The 18,050-nt window shown below is 44.8% G+C and carries 15 protein-coding genes and 3 pseudogenes; 10 read left to right on the forward strand and 8 right to left on the reverse strand.

All coding sequences use genetic code 11. From position 1 onward, the window contains the following. Nucleotides 1-81, reverse strand: a pseudogene (locus L3V36_RS23990) (helix-turn-helix domain-containing protein); the annotation flags it as partial. A gap of 242 nt (nucleotides 82-323) precedes the next feature. On the opposite strand from L3V36_RS23990, the gene L3V36_RS22700 reads away from it, so the two are divergent. Beyond that, entirely contained in the window at nucleotides 324-1,856 is a 1,533-nt protein-coding gene (locus tag L3V36_RS22700; protein ID WP_108189826.1) for a phospholipase D family protein, read from the forward strand. A gap of 104 nt (nucleotides 1,857-1,960) precedes the next feature. On the opposite strand, the gene nfsA is transcribed toward L3V36_RS22700, so the two are convergent. Beyond that, entirely contained in the window at nucleotides 1,961-2,683 is a 723-nt protein-coding gene (nfsA, locus tag L3V36_RS22705; RefSeq protein ID WP_208775676.1) for an oxygen-insensitive NADPH nitroreductase, read from the reverse strand. Between the two features lie 279 nt (nucleotides 2,684-2,962). Between nfsA and L3V36_RS22710 the strand changes: the two genes are divergently transcribed. The 9 genes and pseudogenes from L3V36_RS22710 to L3V36_RS22750 all read left to right on the forward strand — a co-directional run. Further along, on the forward strand, nucleotides 2,963-4,207 hold the full coding sequence (locus L3V36_RS22710) for an NADH:flavin oxidoreductase/NADH oxidase family protein (protein ID WP_208775677.1): 1,245 nt from the start codon (nucleotides 2,963-2,965) through the stop codon (nucleotides 4,205-4,207). A 235-nt stretch (nucleotides 4,208-4,442) separates the two neighbouring features. Continuing rightward, nucleotides 4,443-5,426 carry an HAD family hydrolase gene (locus L3V36_RS22715; RefSeq protein WP_102451481.1) on the forward strand — a complete coding sequence of 328 codons (984 nt, stop codon included), beginning with the start codon at nucleotides 4,443-4,445 and terminating at the stop codon, nucleotides 5,424-5,426. A gap of 186 nt (nucleotides 5,427-5,612) precedes the next feature. After that, nucleotides 5,613-6,308 (forward strand): aspartate/glutamate racemase family protein, encoded by a 696-nt coding sequence (locus L3V36_RS22720; RefSeq protein ID WP_208775678.1) that lies wholly within the window; start codon nucleotides 5,613-5,615, stop codon nucleotides 6,306-6,308. Between the two features lie 609 nt (nucleotides 6,309-6,917). Further along, nucleotides 6,918-7,154 carry a YdcH family protein gene (locus tag L3V36_RS22725; RefSeq protein WP_004732244.1) on the forward strand — a complete coding sequence of 79 codons (237 nt, stop codon included), beginning with the start codon at nucleotides 6,918-6,920 and terminating at the stop codon, nucleotides 7,152-7,154. Between the two features lie 126 nt (nucleotides 7,155-7,280). Continuing rightward, nucleotides 7,281-7,416 (forward strand): annotated as a pseudogene (locus L3V36_RS22730) (LysR family transcriptional regulator); the annotation flags it as partial. A gap of 287 nt (nucleotides 7,417-7,703) precedes the next feature. Further along, complete coding sequence (locus L3V36_RS22735) at nucleotides 7,704-8,312, forward strand: hypothetical protein (RefSeq protein ID WP_208775679.1); 609 nt, start codon at nucleotides 7,704-7,706, stop codon at nucleotides 8,310-8,312. A 14-nt stretch (nucleotides 8,313-8,326) separates the two neighbouring features. Further along, nucleotides 8,327-9,130, forward strand: coding sequence for a hypothetical protein (locus tag L3V36_RS22740; RefSeq protein ID WP_208775680.1), 804 nt, complete (start codon nucleotides 8,327-8,329; stop codon nucleotides 9,128-9,130). A 5-nt stretch (nucleotides 9,131-9,135) separates the two neighbouring features. Then, entirely contained in the window at nucleotides 9,136-9,810 is a 675-nt protein-coding gene (locus tag L3V36_RS22745; protein ID WP_208775681.1) for a hypothetical protein, read from the forward strand. A gap of 146 nt (nucleotides 9,811-9,956) precedes the next feature. Next, a pseudogene (locus tag L3V36_RS22750) lies at nucleotides 9,957-10,508 on the forward strand (substrate binding domain-containing protein); the annotation flags it as partial. A gap of 103 nt (nucleotides 10,509-10,611) precedes the next feature. Here the strand turns inward: L3V36_RS22750 and L3V36_RS22755 are convergent. The 6 genes from L3V36_RS22755 to L3V36_RS22780 form a co-directional block, all read right to left on the reverse strand. Continuing rightward, the gene (locus tag L3V36_RS22755; protein ID WP_102575461.1) at nucleotides 10,612-11,421 is read right to left on the reverse strand and encodes an SDR family NAD(P)-dependent oxidoreductase; all 810 of its coding nucleotides are present in this window, start codon (nucleotides 11,419-11,421) and stop codon (nucleotides 10,612-10,614) included. A 302-nt stretch (nucleotides 11,422-11,723) separates the two neighbouring features. Further along, a complete protein-coding gene (glpD, locus tag L3V36_RS22760) occupies nucleotides 11,724-13,283 on the reverse strand; it encodes a glycerol-3-phosphate dehydrogenase (protein ID WP_208775682.1) in 1,560 nt (519 codons plus the stop codon). Between the two features lie 267 nt (nucleotides 13,284-13,550). Further along, nucleotides 13,551-14,336 carry a DeoR/GlpR family transcriptional regulator gene (locus L3V36_RS22765; RefSeq protein ID WP_004732237.1) on the reverse strand — a complete coding sequence of 262 codons (786 nt, stop codon included), beginning with the start codon at nucleotides 14,334-14,336 and terminating at the stop codon, nucleotides 13,551-13,553. Between the two features lie 292 nt (nucleotides 14,337-14,628). After that, nucleotides 14,629-16,152 carry a glycerol kinase GlpK gene (glpK, locus tag L3V36_RS22770; protein WP_065206658.1) on the reverse strand — a complete coding sequence of 508 codons (1,524 nt, stop codon included), beginning with the start codon at nucleotides 16,150-16,152 and terminating at the stop codon, nucleotides 14,629-14,631. Nucleotides 16,153-16,211: 59 nt separating this feature from the next. Beyond that, nucleotides 16,212-17,066, reverse strand: a complete 855-nt coding sequence (locus L3V36_RS22775) for an MIP/aquaporin family protein (protein ID WP_004732234.1) — start codon at nucleotides 17,064-17,066, stop codon at nucleotides 16,212-16,214. 448 nt (nucleotides 17,067-17,514) lie between these two features. Then, on the reverse strand, nucleotides 17,515-17,946 hold the full coding sequence (locus tag L3V36_RS22780) for a PACE efflux transporter (RefSeq protein ID WP_208775683.1): 432 nt from the start codon (nucleotides 17,944-17,946) through the stop codon (nucleotides 17,515-17,517). Between the last annotated feature and the right edge of the window lie 104 nt (nucleotides 17,947-18,050).

The raw sequence follows: 18,050 nt of genomic DNA on the forward strand, positions 1-18,050 counted from the left end.
TTTTGCTAAGTAGAGAGATGACGTGCCATCTAAGTATTGCTTAGCAATGATACATTTTAGCTCTCGGCTATATTTGGACATAAAAAGACCCCCAATAATTGGTGTCCAACTATTGGGGGTCAGTTCAGTTTATACTGTTTGGCGCTCACTCAACTTAAGTGATCTGTAGGCCAATTTACCGACCTTTAAATTTATACTGGATAATTACCTATAAATTTCAGGCTTTAGCAGTAATAATCAATGAATAGATCGGAATAGCTTGTTCATTGAAAAGCTGTACGGAAAGTTTCTAAAGACGTCACCGTGAAAAGGAAGTCAGATACATGCCTGTGCTCCAACGCATCAGTTTAACGTTAATCTTAATCGCCGTTTTAGGTGGGTGTTCTTCACTTCCTGAAGGCATCGACCACCCGAAAGAACCGCTAACCTCTCCTGCACCTAGCGCTTTATCGGTTCTAACCAATGAATTTCAGCCTGAAGCTTTAGAGCAAGGCACCACTGCGGTTCGTCTTCAAGAGTCTGGTTGGGATGCTTTGGCACAGCGATTAGCGCTGGTTGAAAGTGCCGAGCACACCATCGACATTCAATACTACATCTGGAACTCTGATGAATCGGGCAGCTACCTAGCCAGCCGTTTGTTAGCCGCGGCTGAGCGTGGTGTGAAGGTGCGCGTAATGTTGGATGATATCAACCTCAATGAACGTGAAGGTTTGCTGTCGGCACTGGATGCGCACCCTAACGTCGAGATTCGTATCTTCAATCCAACGCCAACACGCCGTGGCTTCAGTAAATGGCTGAGCTTTGTCGGTGACTTTTCTCGCTTAAATCGCCGTATGCACAATAAGTCGTTTACCGTCGATGGTACTTTGTCTGTGGTGGGTGGCCGTAATATTGGTGATGAATACTTCGACCTTTCTGATGAAATCAATTTCCGAGACCGCGATGTATTAGTCATGGGCTCGGTAGTTAACACCATCCAAACCAGTTTTGTTGAATACTGGAACAGCCGTTGGTCTTACCCTGTCGATATGCTGGGTGATGACGAACAACCTGATCTCTCGAAGATAGATAATATTGTCGTTCCGCATTATCAAAATTATCCTGAATTACCATTAGATCGCAAGGCTGCTGATAGCTTACTGAAAGAGGTGATTGGTGAGATGACTTGGGTGAATGCACGTTTTGTTTATGATCAACCCGTCCCTGATGACTCCGATAATACTGATGAACCAAAAGCGACCGCGATTCTTCTAGGTAAGTTAGCGAGCGAATCGAAACAAGAGATCTTATTGGAATCGGCTTACCTTGTATTCGATGATGGTCAGCTTGAAGAGTGGCAGGTATTGAATAACAAGGGCGTTGAGATAAAAGCGCTAACGAACTCTATGGCGTCTAATGATCTGGTGACCAATCACTCCGCTTATGCGGGCAGACGTTACGATATGTTGGAGCATGGTATCGACCTGTTTGAGCTAAAACCAGAATCTAAGCTTTGTGAAGCATCGACTCAGGACTTGTCGAAATGTGCACCTGAGACGGCCTATGGCTTGCACGCAAAATCAGTCGTATTCGACCGCAGCATCGCGAGCATCGGTTCATTTAACTTCAACTTGCGTTCTACCTACCTCAATACTGAATCGGTTTTGATCATCGAGAATAAAGAGATTGCTGAAACGTTAGCAAAAACTATTGAGCAAGCAATGAGTGACGACAATAGCTGGCGTTTGGAACTGGAAGATGGTGATGTGTATTGGTATTCAGGCGATCAAAGCTGGGACAGCGAACCAGAAACGGGTAAGTGGGAACGAATGCAGTCAGGCTTTTTGCAATTGCTACCGATTGAGAAATATCTGTAAGCTAGCCGCCTCCGGATAAATAAAAATGTCAGCGTATATTACGCTGACATTTTTGTTTGTGGCGATGGAAAGGTAGCTTATTTATCTAAGCAGCGTCTTGAACGTTATCTTTTAGTCAGTTGCTTACTGTTCAAATACGGCAGAATATGTGGGCGAGATTCGCCAGACAGCTTTTGAGTGATCTGCTGTGACCAACTGCTCTGCTTCTGATTGCTTGAACGGTTTGCGTAGTAGCTTTGCATCGAATCATCGTAGCTGGCAATGTCATCTAGGCTCAGCGGTTGGTATTGGTTTTCGTGCATCACTACATGAGCAGGGAGGCGAGGTTTCACCTCTGGTTGCTGTGCCGGATGACCTAAGCACATTCCGAACAACACTGCGGTATGTTGTGGTAGTTCTAACAGTTCATCGACTTGTTGTGCGCTGTTACGCAGCCCGCCAATGTACACGCCACCTAAACCTAGAGACTCAGCTGCCAGCATGCAGTTTTGCGCCATGATGCCAGAATCTACCGCGCCAATCAGGGTCAGTTCAGTAAAGTCGGTTTTCACTTCAGGGTTGATTTGAGCGTGGCGTTGATAGTCGATACAGAATACTAAAAACTCAGCCGCATTATCAACGTAAGCTTGGTTACCTGCGTATTCAGCTAACAGTTTGCGCTTCTCTGTGTCTGTCACTCTCACGATAGAAACAGCTTGCAGTAAGCTCGATGATGAAGCCGCGAGACCAGCCTGAATAATCACATCAAGTTGTGCTTTTTCAATCGGTTGATTTGTATATTGACGAATGGAGCGGTGCCCCAGAATAGTTTCAATCGTGCTGTTCATAACTCTCAGACAGTCCTTGTGATGATGGCGTAGAGAATCACAATAACGACAATTACCATGAGCGTAAAGGGTGTTCGAGCCTTTCTGGTTGACATATTTCAGCAGCGTCAGCCCAGTTTTTGAGATTCTATTTATAATCGATTAATGCCAGCTGCTATGCCGCTGGCATTTCCTTTTTGAGCGAAACTTGCTTCGAAATAGGCACTAAATGATAAAAACTGTCGGATAAAATAGGGCATACTGGACTCAATATATAAACCCAAGAAAGTAACCACGCGCATGAATCCAATCTGCCTCAACGACCCTTTTTTTCTTCCTAATGGCCAAGTGATCAAAAATCGCCTGTTCAAATCGGCAATGAGTGAACAGCTAGGTGATAAACATCATAACCCTAAGCAAGGTTTAGTCACGCTTTACCAGCGTTGGGCTCAAGGAGGAATTGGCCTATCCATGACGGGCAACGTGATGGTCGATAGAGGTGCGCTTGGTGAACCTAAAAATGTGGTGTTAGATGAGCAAAGTGACTTAAGCGTATTTCGTGAGTGGGCGAAGGCTGGAACACAAAATGGTTCGCAGATATGGATGCAATTGAACCACCCAGGAAAGCAAATCCCTAAATTCTTATGTGATAGCCCGGTTGCTCCTTCGGCTATCTCTTTAGAGCGTGGATTAGAAAAAGGTTTCAATACGCCACGAGCTCTGACTGAGACGGAAATAATCGCAATCATTGATAAATTTTCGCTGAGTGCAAAGCTTGCAAAACAAGCAGGCTTTACTGGCGTGCAGATTCACGGTGCTCATGGTTATCTCGTGAGTCAGTTTTTGTCTTCGAGACACAATCAACGCCAAGACAAATGGGGTGGCTCACTCGAAAACAGACTTCGTTTCGTGCTTGAGGTTTATCGCGCGATTCGAAAAGAGGTCGGTGAAGATTTCCCTGTCGGAATTAAGCTCAACAGCGCTGACTTTATGAAAGGTGGCTTCACTGAAGAAGAGTCGATGCAGGTTGTTCAAACACTGAGTGATAACGGTATCGACCTGATTGAGATCTCTGGCGGCACCTATGAAAGTCCATCAATGATGGGTTCAAAGAGCAAAGCTGAATCAATCAAGTCCAGCACAGTAAAACGTGAAGCGTATTTTATGGATTACATGGTTAAGGCGAGAAAACTCGTCAGCACTCCGCTGGTGGTCACGGGTGGTTTTCGAACTGCGCAAGCAATGAATGAAGCATTAAACTCCTCGGCGACCGATTTTATTGGTATTGCGCGCACAATGGCGGTTGATCCTGATTTCCCAAACAAGTTAATTGAAAACCCTAGCCACGGCATGCCGCTAACGGTGCCAACCACAGGAAAACCCGCATTAGACAAAGTGGCGATGGTCGGGCTGGTTTGGTATGAACATCAGATGTGGCGCATTGCCTCTGGCAAGAACGCCGACCCAAAACTAAGCGCACTCGGTGTGGTGTTAAAAACAATTTTCAGCGCTGGCTGGCACGCTTTCAAAAAGCGCAGAGCGTAAGCAGTCATGGATTGTTAAAGCAGAACTTTGAGGAATTGAAGTTCTGCTTTTTTGTTTGTCTCTTTTTAAATTCTCGATAAATACATCGTAGAGCACCCTCAGCCAGCTTAGCTGTGGTACTAATCTAATACCAACATGAGTATCGGTTATAGTGTTCATAAGTGGAAAATCAGAGTAGACCAACTAGGATGAATTACATTAAACCCGGTAATTAATTCAACAACATGGTAGTGCTATGAAGAAAATAACCCTTTTATCTGTCGCGATCTTATCCAGCCTCTCTTTCTCATCTTTTGCTAAAGATTGTGATCCTAATTTACTGCCTTCTTGGAAGGACAGCGAGAGCAAATCCGCTATCGTCGACTTTGTTGGGCAAGCCACCAAAGCTGAATCCGATACGTTCGTTGCGGTAGCCGATCGCATCGCCGTGTTCGATAATGACGGTACGCTTTGGTCGGAAAAGCCTTACTACTTTCAATTAGCCTTTGCACTAGATCGTGTGAAAGAGATGGCGCCTGAGCACCCTGAATGGAAAACGGAAGAACCGTTTAAGTTCGTACTTGAAGATGACATCAAGAGTGTTCTAGGAAGTGGCGAAGAAGGTTTATTGAAAATCATCATGGCGACACATTCTGGTATGACAGTAGAGCAATACCAGCAAGACGTTGAGCAATGGTTGGCGGTAGCAAAAGATAAACGCTTCAATAAAGCCTACACCGACCTTACTTATCAGCCAATGAAAGAGATGCTGACTTACCTGCAAGAGCATGACTTTAAGACTTACATTGTGTCGGGTGGTGGTGTTGATTTCATGAGGGCGTGGGCTCCGCAAGCTTACAACATTCCTACAGAACAGATCATCGGCAGCGCGCTTAAATACAACTACAGCTACAACGATGGCAAACCAACGGTGACCAAAGATTCGTCCATTTTGACCATTGATGACAAAGCCGGAAAGGTCACTAACATTCAGCATATTATCGGCAAAAAACCTATTCTAGCGGTCGGTAACTCAGACGGTGATCAAGCCATGATGCAATGGGCAACGAGCCAACCCAACTCAATGGCTATGATTGTTCATCACACTGACGCCGAGCGCGAGTGGCAGTACGACCGTGAGTCTCATGTTGGCAAGCTTGATAAAGCGTTCGATGAGGCGAATTCCAGAGAGGATTGGACACTGATCGACATGAAATCAGATTGGTGCGAGGTGTACTAACACCTAGTATACCCTTGGTCAAAACCTCAAAACCTCAAAACCTCAAAACCTCAAAGGCTCGGATTTTAAATTCGAGCTTTTTTTGTGAAACAGCGAAGGCTTCGTCTGATTTTAAGCAAGAACGTACTATAAATTTTCAACGCATGACGGTTTAATCGGATAGTCGGAAACTAAAGGAATAGAAATATGAAAACGATCGGTTTGCTCGGTGGTATGAGTTGGGAGTCGACAGTGAGCTACTACAAATCCATCAACGAGGGTGTGAAAGCTACCCTTGGCGGGCTCAATTCTGCAAAGGTTTGTATGTACAGCGTGAACTTCGATGAGATTGAAAAGCTACAGCACCAAGGTCGTTGGGCTGAGACGGCTGACATCTTATCGGACGCGGCTTTATCGGTAGAGAAGGGCGGAGCGGACTTCGTCCTGATCTGTACCAATACCATGCATAAGGTCGTTCCTGAGATTGAAGAGAAAATCACGATTCCTATCTTACATATCGCAGATACCACGGCGCAGAAGCTGCTTGAACAGGGCGTAAAGAAAGTCGGATTACTCGGCACGGCTTTCACGATGGAACAAGATTTCTATAAAGGACGCCTGACTAACAAATTCGGTATCCATGTGGTGATTCCTGATGAGGACGACCGAGAGAAAGTGCACAACATCATTTATCAAGAGCTGTGTCGAGGCGAAGTAAAAGAAGAATCTCGAGATGTATACCGTCAAATCATTGATAAGCTAAGCCAACAAGGTGCGGAAGCCGTCATTCTAGGCTGTACTGAAATTGCCCTGCTGATTCAGCAACAACATACTGATGTTCCTCTGTTTGATACCACTGCTATCCATGCAGAGGCGGCAGTACGTTTGGCGACGAGCGATTAGCTTCTAGCTCTTATTCTTAGCTCCATAGCAGTCCTCTTTTAGTTTTTGTGCGATTTTTATTCAGTTGAGTGAAAGTTTTTTGCACGGAGACAGGTCGTTAATTAATGAAGCGATGCTTTGTTCATTAACTAAGGCTTTATCGGCAGGTAAGGCTTTAGTTAATGACTGAGGTATTCGCGCTTTTAAGCACTATGCTTTAGTCATGACTAAAAGAGGATTAATTATGAAATGGCTTATCTTATCTGTAACGCTATTGTTCGTGGCAGGATGCCAATCGACAGGCTCTGACACGTCTTCACATGATCAAATGAATAAAGTAGATACAAGCGGGTGCAGTAGCTAATCTCTTTGTAGAAACATTTTTCAGCTGCTTCGATAACGATTGTTAACTCTACTTGTATATAGATCTACCTTATAAAGCCTTGTGTTCTTACAAGGCTTTCTTCTATGTAAAGCATCTTATTTTTTTAGGTGGATGTTGTAAATTTGTGAATCTGAACTGTCTATATTCTAGGCTGTGTACTGGATCTCATTTGTTATTTGAGTCCCTTGCTAAGGTAAATAATGAATGTGTACTACCAATCACTTTACTCAACTTAAGAGGTTTCTATGCTAGGTGAAAATCACTCTCTTGTTCACGAATTTCCTGAAATGAAAGACAAAATTGCTGAGCTTGCTAAAACTGACGATGGCTTTGCAGCAGATATGAAGACATACGACAACCTTGATAAAGAGATTCGTAAACTAGAGCTGAAAGATTCACCCATTGATGACGGCTCGATGCACCAATTGAAACATGATCGTTCTGAGCTTAAAGATTCACTGCATGCTCGTTTAACGGGCTAGTGAGTTGGTAATTTTGCTGACTAGCTAAATGGCGAATTACAGACTTAGACAAAAACTCCTTCGGGAGTTTTTTTTCGTTTTGGCTCAATCACTTCTTCACAATTCAACTGAGTTAATACGTTGTATTTAACCGAAGAGGGGGAATCATTCTTACCTCATGCTGAAGACGTGTTATTGATCGTGGATGCTGTCAAATCGGGCGGTCGGTGTGGGTTGTGATTCTCCAATCGGAACGCAGCGAGTTAACGAACCTGCGTCTTTCTCGAATCAGTGACCCCCGCGCATTATTTCCACCTAGAAACCAAAGGCAATAGGTTCGGCACCCTCTCAAAACCAATCTACAACTGAGAAGGGGTGTTTCGTCATGACTCATATCTATTTTTTATTAATTGCCGCTATTAACCCTTTTGATGGGTGTTTATAGTAATACGCTAAAGGCAAGGTGATTCATATACTCCAAGTCATACGGAGCTGTAAAGTGAGCCTGTTGACGGGCTCACCAAGGTGAAGGCATAAGAAAACAGGTTAACCGCCCAAGGACGCCATAGCATGAAAAATCACACCAGAAGAGTCATATCCACTGAAGAGCACGACAACACTTTCACCTCCAATAACAACCACAACAGGCACCTAAATAGCGGCCCCTCCGCAGCGTGGGCAGCGTTCAATAATGCACTACAAAGATGGTCCCTCATAATCATGGTGGTATCAGTCGTTATCGCATGGCTTGGTACAGCCGTATTCACCAACGGCTCAGTCGGAAATATATTCCAAGGGTTTGGTGACGCACTAGCAACGAAGTATATGGAAAACCTGATCTACCTGCCCATCGGCTTATTCCTAGGCCTATTCGGCGGTGACACCATGTCGCTCACCGTTGTCACCATCATTATCATGCTGATGAGCTTATACGCCCTTTGCCATGCAGTTCAAGGATGGGACATGGGAATACAATTCATCGAAACCATCGCCATTATATTCAGCTATGGATACGTAGCCGTCATATCAATCATTGGAAGCGCAACCTACATAAATGACCCCGCATACATGCTCAACGTATTTAGAGGAATGTTTTTTGTTGCAGTCTTCGTCGTATGCGCCCCAATTATTTTCAAAATGCTCACCGTGCTATGGGTCGTAGATAAAAGCAAAAACTAAGGAGAATCGCCAACATGAGCAATAAAATAGAACAAGCCATCAAGGTTAATGGCAAGAAATACGGGTACTACTTAACCTTCGATAACGGGTTTTGTTTGGATTCCGGCTTTAACAAGGAAGTACTAGTAACGGAGCAAGACGGGAAAGTGAAAGATGCCGAAACCACCGTTACCGACACTTACGTTGCCTGCCAACTCTCAAAGACTAAGAGAGGGGTCAACATCCCTCACAAGGCAAATATCGACAAATACGCCCCACTAACCATTGTCACCATGACCGATAGCAATGACAAAAACAGCACAATCCTCGGTATTCACGATCATAAATCTCAAAAGTTCCACGCAGCCACTAATAACGACACATTTAGAATGGTATATAAGCAGGGCGTAGGCCGCACGCTCTGGAACTACTTATGGAAAGCAATTATGTATGGGTTCTGTCTATACCTAGGCTCTGCAATTGCCTTGATGTCACCCATCGGAAACTCATTCCTCCCAAGCGCACTACTCTACTGCGCCATCGCTTGTCTTATCGGCAATTTCATCGCAAATCTCATACCGGGGAAAGCAACCAACGAATATGCCAACGAGGCAATATTCAATCAAATCTTAGAAGCCGTGAAGAAAGAAAAATCAGCCGCGGTCGCCATTTTCAAACAAGCGACCGAAACCAACATCAACAACATAGCTGCAATGATGAGCGGTCAATCCTCGAATGGCGAGGCCAACGCGCCAAGCCAAGCAACCAAAACTCCACCAGCTCTCAAACCAAAAAGCGTTGCAGATATGATGCGCGAAGAACTCAACATTAAAGGGTAGATACCATGGAAAAGTTCACATTCACCTTCGAAAAGAAAACCGTCGAATTGTTCTATGAATCAGGGATCGTTAAATCAGACTCAATTCAAACATCAGAGAGCACTAGCATCGTCAATAACGAATTGGTCACCAACACCTCGACGAGTGGCGAACTGTTCATTATGAATTTCAACAATGAAGTCGTTAGCATCCCCGTAAATACCGACAGTAACATTGCCATTGGAAGCATCGCTTCAATCATTTACGTATCACCAGATAGCGGTAAAACATTACGACCATTCTGCATATACGATCATGAACGCGACGTGGTAAGAGTGTTCGATACAGACGGGCACATGAAGCACTACCGCACGATGATTGGCCAAACAGGCTTCTCAAGCTTAATTTGGTCAAAACTTACAACAGCACTAAACTACGCCCTTACCTTCATAATCGGCGCACTCTTAGCAACAGTGTTAGGTTTAGCCGTAGGAGGAGGACCAGGCGCCATCTTGGGTATACTGTCCGCATTCCCTATCCTCTACCTAGTAGGAAGATTCGTGGTGTCACCAATATTTAAACGAGTCCCAGGCTCATCATTCAAACTGCTTATGTTATCGGAAGTCCTTGAAAAGGAAGTCCGCAAAGGTCTGTTCGAGATAAACCAGAAAGCCAAAAAGGTTAGATCTGCGCTAGCTTAAACCATTTACGATATAGCCTATGAGCTCTCCGAATTGGAGAGCTTTTTGATCTAATTCCCCACCGATTTATATCGGAAACACCATCAAACCCACCCCGATAGGTAAATCACCCATATGGGCGTTTGCACCTTACCTGCATTTTTAGGCGTTACCCTTGTTTAAAAGTCGATTTCAGACTGCAAGATTCGATGGTGGATGTTGTTGAGGGTGGCTTTGATATCGCGATTCGCATCTCGGAGCTGAAAGACTCGACGCTGATCGCCCGAAAATTGGCGACAGACAAGCGTATTGTGTGTGCATCGCCTGATTACTTAATCAAACATGGTAAGCCAGCTACACCTCGAGATCTTAATGATCATCAGTGTATTAGCTTGATTGGTTTAGAAAACTGGACCTTCAATACTGAAAGCGGGCCTAAGACGATTAAGGCATCTGGGTCGTTCAGGGCAGATAACGGTGAAGCACTGCGAGACGCAGCCTCTGGTGGTATGGGTATCACGGTGACGTCGAATTGGTGTGCCTATGAACAACTGAAAAGCGGTCAACTGATTCAAATATTAGAAGATTACCCATTAACCTCTGAACCTGCGATTTGGGCTGTGTACCCAAGCACAAGGTTACTGGCACCAAAGGTGAGAGCCTTCATTGACTACTTCTCTGAATATTATGGTAATCCGCCGTATTGGGAGCAAACGTAGAGACAAACGTTGTACGAAAGCCCTGTGTTTCTAAGTTAATTTATTAGAAACACAGGGCTTTTTTATTGAGATTTGCAAATCAACTCATCATGAGTCGTCGCAATTAAGAAAGCGTTGCTTTGATGATCTCTTCAATTTTAGCGACAACTTGCTGTGATTTATCACCGTATATCGCATCTGGGTGCGGGTTCGCAAACGTGTTGTTGTCGTTATCAAAGTATTGACCGCCTGCTTGTGCGAACTCATCAGACAATGATGCGCGAACCAGAATATCAGAACCGATGCTTAGGTCTCCGCCTGCAATGCCATAAGCGTCTTTCACCATCTTGCTGCCTAGTAACGAAGCTGGGTTGACCGCAACCACCATTGGCCCTGTAGAACCTAACTCTTTTGCCATCTCACGAGTCCACATAGTGATCGCAAGCTTGCTTTGTGCGTAAGCGTCGCCATCAGACATTGGTTTCTTACCTTCTAGCGCTTCGATGTTCACTGCTGCTTGTGCCGCTGAAGACAGGTTAACCACTCGGCTAGATGCATCGAGCACAGGTAGCAGACGTTTAGTCAGGTGGTATGGTGAAATAGTATTCACAACAAAACGAACATCTAAACCGTCTTTAGTAATTGGGTTCGGAGTGTTGAACACACCTGCGTTGTTAATCAGTACATTAATCTTATCGTGCTCAGCAATTACTTTGTCAGCCAACGCATCCACATCAGCCAGAACAGACAAGTCTGCCACGTAACTTTGAATTTTCGCTTCATCAGAGATAGCCACAAGCTGCTGCTCTACGTCTTTGAGCTTGCTTGGGTTACGTCCATGCAATAAAACGTGGTGGCCTTGTTGAACAAGTACTTTTGCCGTTTCGAAGCCGATACCATCGGTAGAGCCTGTGATCAGAATAACTTTTTGCATGGAATAGATTCCTTATTAAAGCGCTGACATAGTGAGCGTTTTTAAATGTGTCGTTTCGTTGAGGTAAAGAATAGCAACCTTTTATGAAGTTGATAATCGACCGGATTAATAAAACACTATTTAGTTTTTGTTGAAAATGGGGGAGTGAACAAGGCCTCAGTCCGTGCGAAGGAGACGATCAATCGAGAGCTTTATCTGATCGAGTTCTTAGGCCGGAATAGCAGGCAATAAAAAAGCTTAGCGCGGGGGACGCTAAGCTTTGTTGTTAAGTATGTTCTTGAACCATGCTTAGGCTGGTGGGGTTAGCCTACTTGAGAAAAGCTCACTACCTTGCTTTGTAGCTTCTCTTTCAAGTAATCCGTCACCGCTTGCTGCTCGGACTCGCTCATGTACAAGCCAAGTTTGGTTCTGCGCCACAAGATGTCTTCGTCAGTCATCGCCATCTCTTCATTGATCAAGTAATCAATCTCAACTTGATAAACGCCATGCGCTTCGTTTGAGAATTGAATACCAAGGTCAGCTGCGCTATTTGCGCCTTCCAGTAGCTTCCACGTGTAAGTACCAAATTGAGTCACGTAGCGAAGCAATAGCGCTTCAGATGCCCAAGGGTATTTAGTGTGGATCATCTTCGCAAGCTGTTCTCTACTGCAACTAAAGTTACCACCTGGAAGCGTGTCGTTCGCTGTCCAAGGCGCACCCATATTGGTTAGGTGTGGTTCTAACTTCTTAAGTGCTGCTTCGCCTAGCTTACGGTAAGTGGTTAATTTGCCACCGAAGATCGAAAGCAGTGGTGCTTGATCAAGCTCTGCGTCCAATTCCAATGTGTAGTCACGAGTGATCGCTTGTGGTGAATCCGATTCGTCGTCACAAAGTGGTCTTACGCCACTGTATGTCCAAACCACGTCTTCACGGCCAAGCTGTTTAACAAAGTGCTGGTTAACGATATCAATCAAGTAATCCACTTCGACATCATCAATTGCGACGTTACGTGGGTCGCCTTTGTATTCAAGGTCGGTGGTGCCGATGATCGAGAACTTATCTAGGTAAGGGATCATGAACACAATACGATTATCTTTGTTTTGCAGAATGTACGCTTGTGGTTCGTCATGAATGCGTGGCACAACAATGTGTGAGCCTTTGATAAGACGAATGTTACGAGGCGAAGCCTGCTCTAGGCCATCATCAAAGAACTGTTTAACCCAAGGACCAGCTGCGTTAACAAGCGCCTTTGCTTTGCGTTCAAAGCGTTGGTTTGTCATCACATCAAGGATCGTTACATGCCAAATACCACCTTCGCGGTGCGCTTTTTCAACACGGCAGTAGTTACGTACTTCTGCGTTGTTTTCTTTTGCTGCCAACACGTTGAGCAATACCATACGAGCATCATCCACCCAGCAATCTGAGTATTCGAAGCCTGTCTTCATTTCTGGTTTCAGTAGCCCTGATTTTGCTAGGTTGACTGTCTTACTTCCAGGAAGAGTAGTGCGCTTACCCAAGTTATCGTAAAGGAATAGGCCACAGCGAATCATCCAAGCTGGGCGTAAAAATGGTCGATGAGGTAAACGGAAACGCATTGGTTGAGCAACATGAGGTGCTTTTCTTAACAAGACTTCACGTTCAGCGAGTGCTTCCGAAACCAAACGAAATTCGTAATGTTCAAGGTAGCGTAGGCCACCGTGGATAAGCTTTGAGCTAGCGGAAGACGTCGCAGACGCGAAATCATTTGCTTCGTATAAGCCAACGTTTAGACCACGACCTGATGCATCTGCCGCGATGCCTGCGCCATTGATGCCGCCGCCAATCACAATCAAGTCTAAAGTGGAAGATGTACTGTTGTTTGAATTATTTTGTTGAGCACTCATGGTTTTGACCTCTTCTGAGCGAACGAGCATTTTAGAACATAATTGAATCCTATATGAACTTTCGTTTGCGGTCATTTATTATTTTCGTTTATGCGCGTTTTATGTGATTTGGGCATAAAAAAACCTCTGCTTATGAAAGCAGAGGTTCAAATAAGTCTAATTCGAGCATAGAAGCGACAGTGGTAGTGAGCAAGTTTTACTTTTTTAACTTTTCTATAAAGAATCGTGATTCATTATAGAAAGTGGCTCACCGAGCACTTATGTGAGTTATTCGCTCACAGGACGAGCGGTATCGATCACTTCTAATGGTATTGCTGAATCTTTAAGGATGTTGAGAATCTCTTCTGGTGGCTGTTTATTGGTAAAGACCATGTGCGCTTGAGAGATATTACCGAGCTTAACCATCGCGTTACGGCCAAACTTGGTGTGGTCGACGGCTAAGAAGATGCTGCGACTGTTTTCGATGATAGCTTGTTTCACACGAACTTCGTGGTAATCAAAGTCGAGCAGTGAGCCATCAAAGTCGATGCCGCTGATGCCCAAGATACCGAAATCGAGGCGGAACTGCTTCACGAAATCGAGTGTCGCTTCGCCAACTATACCGCCATCACGGTTTCTCACTTCGCCACCCGCCAAGATAACCTTGATCTCTGGGTTCGGTAGAAGGATGCTGGCAACGTTAATGTTGTTGGTGACGACTCTTAGTTGTTTGTGATTTTTGTTGAGTGCGCGTGCCACCGATTCTGGCGTGGTACCGATATCAACGAATAGGGTTGCACCATCTGGGATGTGCTTAACCAGTTCGTCGGCGATCACGTCTTTTTCGTTGAAGTTAAGTGCTTTACGCGTGTTATACGAGGTGTTTTCCGAGCTTAAAGGAATGGTTGCACCACCATGATAGCGACGAATTTTGTTGCTATCGGCAAGTTCATTGAGGTCTCGTCTGATGGTTTGTGGGCTGACATCGAACTTTTCAACGAGCTCTTCGGTACTCACATATCCTTGTGTTTTTACCAGATCTACAATCTGCTGGTGTCTTGGTATCTGCTTCACTTAACTTACCACTCCCTGCGCGCAAAGGGCTCTAGCGCGTCAAAATCGAAAATATAAACTCACGCTATTGTGCTCGAATTGATGAAAAGAGAGAAGTAATGATGGTAAGGAATCATGTCTAAACCGCAAAAACGCTGCGCAAAACGCGGAATTTGAGCCTGAAACGCAAAAAAGAGCACAAAATAGTGCTCTTTTTAGTTTCGTTTGCTGAGGTTCGAACAATCTAGTCGATTAGATTACTCGAGTTCCTAGATCAGCTGCTAATGATTAACGATTAGTTGAGTACTCAGTATCACTCGTTGTCATCGTCATCGTGTAGCTCAGACCAAACCTGTGCACACTTGATAGCACGTTTCCAACCTTTGTAACGGCGGTTACGCTTCTCTTCGTCGTGGTGCGGCATGAATGTGCGGTCAAGAACGGCTTTGTCTTGAAGCTCATCAATACTGTCCCAGAAACCAACCGCTAGGCCGGCAAGGTAAGCGGCGCCCAGAGCGGTTACTTCCGTTACTTCAGGGCGGTGAACTTCAGTATCCAGCACGTCTGATTGGAATTGCATTAGGAAGTTATTCGCTACTGCGCCGCCATCAACACGTAGTTTCGCTAGCTTGATGCCTGAGTCAGCTTGCATCGCGTCTAGTACGTCACGCGTTTGGTAAGCAATGCCTTCCAACGTTGCACGGATTATGTGGTTAGAGTTAACACCACGAGTCAGGCCAACAATCGTACCGCGAGCGTAAGCATCCCAGTATGGTGCGCCTAAACCAGTAAACGCAGGGACTACGTAAACGCCGTTTGAAGAATCTACTTTCGTTGCGAAGTACTCAGAGTCTTCTGCGCCAGCCAGTAGCTTCATTTCATCACGTAGCCATTGGATTGATGCGCCACCCATGAATACTGCACCTTCAAGTGCGTATGCAGGCTCACCTTTAGGACCACATGCTAGCGTTGTTAGTAGGCCGTTCTTTGATGTTACTTTCTCTTGGCCTGTGTTCATTAGAAGGAAACAACCTGTGCCGTAAGTGTTCTTAGCTTGGCCTGCTTCTACACACATTTGACCGTAAAGTGCAGCTTGTTGGTCACCCGCAATACCCGCGATTGGGATACGCGTACCGCCTTTACCACCAAGGTTCGTTTGACCGTAAACCTCTGAAGAGCGTTTTACTTCAGGCATCATGACTGCTGGAATGCCCATTTCATCAAGCAGCTTCTGGTCCCAGCATAGGTCGTTGATGTTGAACAACATAGTACGTGACGCGTTGGTGTAATCCGTAACGTGAACACGTCCTTGAGTCATTTTCCAAACCAACCAAGTATCAACCGTACCGAACAGTAGTTTGCCAGCTTCAGCGTCTTCACGAGCGCCTTCAACGTTGTCTAGAATCCATTTTACTTTGGTACCTGAGAAATACGGGTCAAGGACTAAGCCTGTATTGTCACGTACGTAGTCTTCTAGGCCACGCGCTTTAAGGTCTTCACAGATGTCTGCTGTACGGCGACACTGCCATACGATTGCGTTGTAAACCGGTTTGCCAGTTTCTTTGTTCCAAACAATGGTGGTTTCACGTTGGTTAGTGATACCAATACCCGCTAGCTCGTCGCTGCGAATGCCTGCTTTAGCAAGTGCTTCAACCAATGTAGAGCTTTGAGTTGCCCAGATTTCCATTGGATCGTGCTCAACCCAACCTGCTTTCGGGTAAATCTGAGTGAATTCTCTTTGAGAAGAGCTAACGATGTTTGCATCGTGGTCGAGGATTACAGCGCGAGAACTTGTGGTGCCTTGGTCTAGGGCAACAATGTATTTTTGCTCGGTCATGGTAAGAATCCTTTTTCTTTCGTTATTTATATTTTAGTAAATGTAAGGTCGCTTAGGGATTAAGCTTGAGCTTGTTCAGCTTCTTCTTCTGTTTCACATTGGTTTGGAATTGTGCAGCCTTGGCCTTCTACTGGTAGGTAAGCACCGATAACACGTGGGTACAACCAACCACCAAAACACGCACCAGCAATTGGAGCAAGAATTGGAACGATGAAGTAAGGAATATCACGAGCACCGCTTAGTGCGAAATCCCAACCTGCAAAGTAAGCAAAAAGTTTTGGCCCAAAGTCACGAGCAGGGTTCATTGCAAAGCCAGTCAGTGGACCTAAAGAACCACCAATTACTGCGATAAGAATACCGATCAGTAGAGGATTCATTGCACCGCGAGATGCGCCGTTGTTTTCATCACCTAACGCTAAGATAGCGAACATCAAAACAGCAGTAATCACAAATTCCACAGCAAAAGCGCCAAAGAAAGAAAGTGAAGCATGTGGGTATGTTGAGAAAATACCTGCTGTTGATAGTGCGTCTTGGCTGCTACGGACAAAGTTATGTGCGATTTCGTAGTCAGTAAATAGGTTGCTGTACAGGCTGTAAACCAGCGCAGCAGAGCAGAAAGCGCCAAGCAGTTGCGAAATGATGTAAGGCACCACTTTCGCTTTATCGAAGCCATGGAACATGGCCAGTGCAATCGTTACGGCTGGGTTGATGTGTGCGCCTGAAACGCCGGCAGTACAGTAAATTGCAATCGCAACACCGAAGCCCCAGATGATGCTGATTTCCCATTGTCCGAATGTCGCACCAGTTAATACCAGAGCGGCCACACAGCCAACGCCAAAGAATATGAGTAATCCTGTACCGATAAATTCAGCCAAGCATTGCCCAAATAAAGAAGGGTGTTTGTTTGTTGTCATGTTCGAGTCCTTTTTAGTTTTGCTTATCTAGCACGTGTATTGTGCATATATTTGCGAACTCGAAAATAAACGAACATCAAAAGTGAGCGTTTGAGCATAAAATTGTTAATTAAAGTCACTTGAAATGTTAATCCGAACACTTTTGCTCGAAAAAGATGCTCGCATGAACGTCATTGCTCGAATTGATAGGTTGCGAAGCCGCTCAAACTACCTATATGTAAATGAATGCGCAACTGGTACGAGGAGTTTATGTTTGGATTTGTGATGCTACTTCGTGAGTGGCGGATTATTAGACTTAATTAGGGAGGGCTGTGTGATGTTTTTGCTATGTAACAAGGGCGTTAACAAATGAGCTTATATGCATAAATGAATAAACTGCCAACTATGTTGTAGTTTGGCAGTTTTCATTTGGGTGTATGTTCTTGTTATACGAGATGAACTTACCGCTCTAAACCAGAGCTGCCACTTTTCCTTTCGAAACCAATTGAGCTCGGATTGAGTCATACGCCCAGTTGAATGCTATCGCGTAAAGTACGAAGAAAATAACTAGGCCGATGTCCATGATCAGTACGGTTAGGAAATCTAGTTGTAGAACCCACATCAAGACAGGTAGAGTCACTGTCATTAAGCCAAGCTCAAAACCTAATCCGTGCAGGATACGTGTTTTCGTGGTTCTTTTGCTTCGGTCTGTTCCGTAAATTTTGTCGTAGCCATAGTTGTAAACGTAGTTCCAAGCCATCGCTATCAATGATATTGCAAGCGCTAAGCCTGCCATTTCACCTGCGCCGTGTCCTGTAATATAGGTTGCAAGCCCTGCCATTAGAACCAAAGCAACCAATTCAAATAGCACCATGTGCAACATGCGTTCTTTATGTGACATTTTTCTAACTCTCTTTACGATTAAATAGCCGCCGATGGGCTAATGACTTGGCTAGATAATATCTACTTAAGTGATAATATAAAGATAGTTAGCATCACATATTG

It is taken from the genome of Vibrio sp. G-C-1 (assembly GCF_021728015.1).
Classification (GTDB): Bacteria; Pseudomonadota; Gammaproteobacteria; order Enterobacterales; family Vibrionaceae; genus Vibrio; species Vibrio splendidus.